The following is a 6,000-nucleotide window of genomic DNA, read 5'->3' on the forward strand; positions in this document are numbered from 1 at the left end:
AAAACACGTTGTCTAAAAATTTTTAGAACTTCAGCCAAAGCTAGAATATATGGGTTTTAGAAAAAATATTATTAATAATCAACAAGAAAAAAGCCCCCATATTTCGATGAGGGCTTTTTGAATCTGGAGCGGGAAAGGAGACTCGAACTCCCAGAGAGTTGGAATGTAGGTAATGATGGACTGAATAGCCACCAAAATTCTGGAGCACGCCCAGCCATCGGGTGATGCATCATATATATGACTTGGTAATCCCATGTGCTGTGTAGGAAAGTTTTTTCTTAATGGGTCACCTTTTTATGGAAGTAGGTAAGAGGAAAGCTCTAAACCTTTACGGATCGCTTCAGCACTGTATTCAACGGCAATTAATGGTCGACCTGTGATTGCTGTTGAGGAGACCAATGTACCCTAAAGCCAATATTCACCCCATCCATTGTAGTAAACATTAAATAAACTAGTTGATCGGTAAGAAGGTGCTTTATTGGCCTGATTAGATCCTATTAGATTAAAGAAATCTAATTAGACATTTACAATCTAATGGAATCTAATACAATCTATGGTAATAAATAAATCATTGCCGAGTAATTAAAATGATGACCATCTCCAATGACCCTTGGCACTTTCCACGTACAGAACTGGCGAAACAAATTTTAGGCATGTTTGAGACTGGACTAGCTAGTTCTCTGACTTTTTTTGCCCCACGCCGGATGGGAAAAACTGAATTTTTACGAAAAGATATTACGCCTCTAGCTGAACAGCTTGGATGGCGCGTTTTTTATTTCAGTTTTTTAGATGCAGGCCTGCATAGTGAAGGGCAGTTTGTAAAAGCTCTTGATGAGTTTTCAAAACAAAATGGCTTAATGGGGAAAGCCACACCTTGGATTAAAAAAATTGGTTCTTTAATTACAGAGGTTGCAGGGGTAAAAGCTGAAGTGACACTTCTACAAGGACAAGTGAATTCCAGTATTTTGTCTAGCATTACTAAACTGGCTCAGCAGGGGAAACCTATTTTACTGTTACTTGATGAGATTCAGGCTTTAGCTAGTTCAAAATATAAAACCACGATTGCCAGTTTACGTACCGCTTTAGATATGCATAAAGAAACAATAAAGGTGATTTTTACTGGTTCAAGTCGAGAAGGCCTGAGACAAATGTTTTCTGTAAGTAGTGCTCCATTTTTTCATTATGGACAGAATTTACCTTTTCCAAATCTAACAAAAGCATTTACAGATCATCTGGCAGATGTATTTAATCAAACAACAGGACGTAGTTTGAATAAAGAAATTTTATGGCATGCTTTTTTAGATATGAAGCAAAGTCCTCAACTAGCAAGATCATTAGTGGAGCGTTTAGCCTTAAACCCGATGCTGGCTATAGATTTTGCAAAGGAACAGCTTATAGCCGATACAATGGGGCATCGTGACTTTTCGGGATTATGGGGGGAGTTTAAGTTATTAGAACAGCTAATTTTAAAAGCCATAGCGGAATCACAAGTTGAACTTTATAGTAGTCAATTTAGACAACATCTGGCTGATTCCATTGGTGTAGATAACATTGCGGTATCAAGTATTCAATCGGCCCTACGTTCTTTATCAAAAAAACAAATTATTTTTAAACCAGAAAATGGTATTTATGAAATCGAGGATGCTCTTTTTAAAGAATGGATTATGGATGAAGCATAATTTTGAAAACTCACTTGGATAAAAATAATACTTTACCACTATAATAAGTATATAATAGGCAAAACCGCCTATACTTTACTATTTAAATAGAATTATGAATGATTTTTGCTCTGTCCAAATATTTCTGAATAATCAATGGATCGATTGTGCCACTATTGAAGTAATAGGTGAAAAAGCTAAAGGTTGGAAAGCTAGCTGCGGAACATATTATTCAATGGATTATGCAATTGAACATATGGGGTTACGAGATGGTCATGCTGTTTCAAACCATTATCCGATTAATTTAGAAAGCAATATTGAGCCTACGTGGCCAGCTTTTCTAATTGATCTATTACCTCAAGGATATGGTCGAAAAGAACTATTAAAAAAACTTGGTCGCCCTGAGTATGAAGAAGAGTCGGCAGATTGGTCATTGCTTAAAGTAGGAGCGAGCAACCCTATTGGTAACTTAAGAATAAAAGAAGCTCATGAATGGCTTTTAACCCAACATTCAGATCAGTTAGTACAAGGATTTTCAATACAGGAAATTATCGAACGTAGTGAAGAGTTTCTTGAGTCATTATCATCTTTTGGACTATTTATCTCTGGATCATCAGGTGTTCAAGGTGAGTGGCCAAAACTATTACTCACACAAGGTCATGATGAGTTATTTTATCTTGATCATACGTTACCTGATGAAATGGCTAAACAGCACTGGTTGGTTAAATTTAGCCGAGGAACAGATCAACGTCTAAACAAAATTTTGAATCAAGAACCCTTATATATGCAAATAGCAGCATATTTAGGATTGCGAGTATTTAGACCTCTAGAATTACATGGAAGAACTTTATTTATTCCACGTTTTGATCGGCAAGTGGTTGATAACCGTGTTGAAAGAATAGCCCAAGAAAGTTTAGCTTCTTTCAGTGGAAAAGCGGGCTTCGGAGTAAAAATGTCTCATAACGAAGTTTGCAAAATTATAATGAATTGCTGTACGGATCCAGAAACAGAAATTCTTGAATATGTAAAAAGAGATTTAGCCAATATCGCTTTAGGAAATAAAGATAATCATACCCGTAATACAGCATTTCAAAGGTTTAATAATGATGATATTCGATTAACGCCTTTATTTGATTTTGCCCCTATGTGGTTACATCCAGATGGAATCGCAAGATCTACTCGATGGGAAAAAGACGATAATAACTGGGCTTCAATTGCTCATCAAATTGTAGAATGCAGTTCTTTAACCATAGAACAAATAAAATCTTTATTTTCTGAACAATTACCTTTGTACCAAGGGCTTTTACTCCAGATGAAATCTATCGGGATAGATGATGAAATTCTAGAAAATTGTGCATATCGCATTGAAGGTATTTGCGCACAATTACAGGAAATTTGTTATGGATAAACGTTTTATTCCACTCTCTCAAATAGAGCAAATTAGAAAAAGACAATATGTCTTAGAACAGATTCAGCTTAATCCAGACTGGCCAATACATGTCATTGCAAAATTCATTAGAACAGAGCTGCATCTGACATTACATGAGATGTCCAAGATCACTAAAATTTCGCTTCAAACTTTACAGAAGCTAGAGCGATCAGATGCAAATCCAACCTTAGAAACAATGCTAAAACTTTTAACCCCATTTGGTTTAAAATTAACTGTCGTGAAGAAATGATTACTTTCTATCAGAATATTTTCGACCTCAATGATCTGTTTAACTTCTCGGATTTGATTGTCTTTACTCATAATATTCCTATTGAGTGAGTCCAATCTATGCTCAGGTTGAGCAGTTCGGCTACTGTTCTGAAATGACAGCTTTGTCCGTTATAATTGTATAAACATTTTTAGTGTCTGGTAATCATGTCCTCATTGATCAATTTTCTATCTCGCTTTAGTACCGCAACTATTCAGCGCAGTCTTAGCTACGCTAAACACATTGATAGGGAAACGGTTGAGTTCTTTGAGGAAAAAGACGATGTCACAATGTATGCCCAAATTGAAGGGACAGATTATTACGATACTGCAATTACCTATAATCTTAAAAAAGACCGTTTAATCGATGACGACTGCACTTGTCCGGTTGGATATAACTGTAAACATGCTGCTGCTTTAGCCAAATTATTTTATCAAGAATATCGAGAAGGATATCGGAAGAGCTATGTTGACTCTCAGTCATCATCTCACACTCAAAAAGATCGGGTTGCAATTAATCAAGCACAACGCTGGTTAAGTGAGTTTAAGCAGTATTTACAACATACCCAGTTAGAGCAGCAAAAGACAACGAGTAATTATTTACTTTATTATTTAGACCAGCCTTTAGGTCTATTCGGGTTAAAACTTGAGGTTCGCAAAGGTAGGCGTAATAAAAGTGGGACGATCACAGGTGTCAGTTCTTATACTGAATATGGCAATATTCTAAAAAAACGTCTCTCTTTGCCTGATGGGAAGCGACAATTATTTAATCAAATTTATTATTATGCCAAGCTCAATCAGAATGAGTTTTCTTATGGAAATAGTCTTGATATATCAGGCATTGTTTTAGAGCATTTTAAATCTTTCATTCAGAGTGGCGATGTCTATTGGAAACAAAAAAGTGATGCTCCACTTACATGGTCAGAACAAAGCTATCAGCTTGAATTTTCTTGGCAAAAGAGCATTGAAAAACAGACTGAGCACTTAGATTTTGAGTTGGTCAATGGAAATGTTCGACTCAATTTAAAATCAAATCCACATCTTCAAATTCTTGTAAGTCAGCCACTTTGTTATATCGATATTCACAAGAATACGGTAGGGCAACTCTATAGTGAATATACATCGGATTTACTGTACTACCTTTGGCGGATGCCAGAGATGCCTGCGACGGTTTTGACTGAGTTCGAGCAGCTTACCCATCAATCTACAACGATACATAACTTGCCGAAACCTGGGTTTCTTCAAGAGATTGAAGTCTTACAGGGTAATCCCCAGCCAATTTTACGCTTCGGTGTTTTAGATAAATTTGATTGGAAATGGGAGGAGTCTGTTTGTGCTGAAATTGAATTCTCCTATGCAGGCGGGCGAATAAAAGCAGGTACATCAGGTGACAGTTTTATTGGTGAGCAGCATGGCAAAATGGTGCGACAGCTTCGGGACTTAGTTCAGGAACAACAGGCAATCCAGCGTTTACAGCTATTGGTCGAATCACTGGAGTGGGTGAAAGATCTGAGCAATGAACAGCAATTAAAACTTGATAAACAACGTCTCGATTCTATGGTTTTTGCTTTCTATGGAGACTGGATCAGGCAACTCATGCCCATCAATCAAATTGAGTTGATGGGCTGGCAGATAGAGCATCTGGAAAACAGCCCCTTTAACCTGCAATATGTAGAAAATTTAAATATTTCCATCACTGAATCTGAAAGCCAGCAGGACTGGTTCAATATCGGGGCGACGGTTCAGGATAGTGCAGGCAATTGTTATAATTTGCTTGATGCGCTCGTAGCTTTGGTGCGAGAAAATCCTGATTTACTTGATCCGCGGACTTTTATTCATCTGCATGACAGTCAAATTTTCACCCTGAAAACTGCAGTGGATCAACCTGATTTGGCTCTATCCGCCAGGGACATTAAGCCGGTATTGTTGCATCTGCAGAGCATTTTACAGCAAGAAGAGCGCAGTATCGATCGCTATGATGCGAGTCAACTATTAGAATTACAGCATAATCTTGGGATGACATGGCAGGTCAGTGACCAGCTGCAGCAATTTGTACAGAAATTCAAACAAGGCTATCAGCAACAACTGCCGACACCACAAGGTTTTCAGGGGGAATTGCGTCCATACCAGCAGCAGGGCTTAGGCTGGTTACAGTTTTTAAGGGAAACCCAGCATGGCGGGATTCTGGCAGATGATATGGGCTTGGGGAAAACAGCACAAACTTTAGCGCATTTACTCATGGAAAAGCAGGCTGGACATTTGCAGGACAGACCTGCACTAATTGTTGCGCCAACATCGCTGATGCATAACTGGTTCAAAGAAGCGCAGAAATTTACCCCTGAGCTCAAGGTACTGCTGCTACAGGGCCCCGACCGCCATCAGTATTTTGAGCAGATTCCGCACTATGACATTGTGTTAACCACCTATCCGCTCTTGGCGAGAGATGAAGAACAACTGAAACAATATGAATATCATCAACTCATTTTGGATGAAGCACAGAATATCAAAAATCCGCGTGCCAAAGCTGCACAGGTGGTACGGCAATTAAAAGCACGACATCGTCTATGTCTAACCGGTACACCTATGGAAAATCATTTGGGTGAGCTGTGGGCACTATTTTATTTTCTGATGCCAGGATTTTTATAT

4 protein-coding genes and 1 pseudogene are annotated in these 6,000 nt (G+C 38.1%); 4 read left to right on the forward strand and 1 reads right to left on the reverse strand.

The annotated features are described in order from the left end of the window. Nucleotides 1–210: 210 nt before the first annotated feature. A pseudogene (locus tag ACE01T_RS10055) lies at nucleotides 211–399 on the reverse strand (type II toxin-antitoxin system HipA family toxin); the annotation flags it as partial. Between the two features lie 188 nt (nucleotides 400–587). Here ACE01T_RS10055 and ACE01T_RS10060 point away from each other — a divergent pair. From ACE01T_RS10060 to ACE01T_RS10075, 4 genes are all read left to right on the forward strand, one after another. Beyond that, complete coding sequence (locus tag ACE01T_RS10060) at nucleotides 588–1,679, forward strand: ATP-binding protein (protein ID WP_395519200.1); 1,092 nt, start codon at nucleotides 588–590, stop codon at nucleotides 1,677–1,679. A gap of 94 nt (nucleotides 1,680–1,773) precedes the next feature. Continuing rightward, entirely contained in the window at nucleotides 1,774–3,066 is a 1,293-nt protein-coding gene (locus ACE01T_RS10065) for a type II toxin-antitoxin system HipA family toxin (RefSeq protein ID WP_395519201.1), read from the forward strand. Next, nucleotides 3,059–3,337 (forward strand): helix-turn-helix domain-containing protein, encoded by a 279-nt coding sequence (locus tag ACE01T_RS10070; RefSeq protein WP_171529545.1) that lies wholly within the window; start codon nucleotides 3,059–3,061, stop codon nucleotides 3,335–3,337. The genes ACE01T_RS10065 and ACE01T_RS10070 overlap by 8 nt, the downstream gene beginning before the upstream one ends. 185 nt (nucleotides 3,338–3,522) lie before the next feature. After that, nucleotides 3,523–6,000 (forward strand): SNF2-related protein (locus ACE01T_RS10075; protein ID WP_395519202.1); only part of this gene is annotated, 2,478 nt, incomplete at its 3' end.

The organism is Acinetobacter uliginosus (assembly GCF_044130295.1).
GTDB lineage: Bacteria > Pseudomonadota > Gammaproteobacteria > Pseudomonadales > Moraxellaceae > Acinetobacter.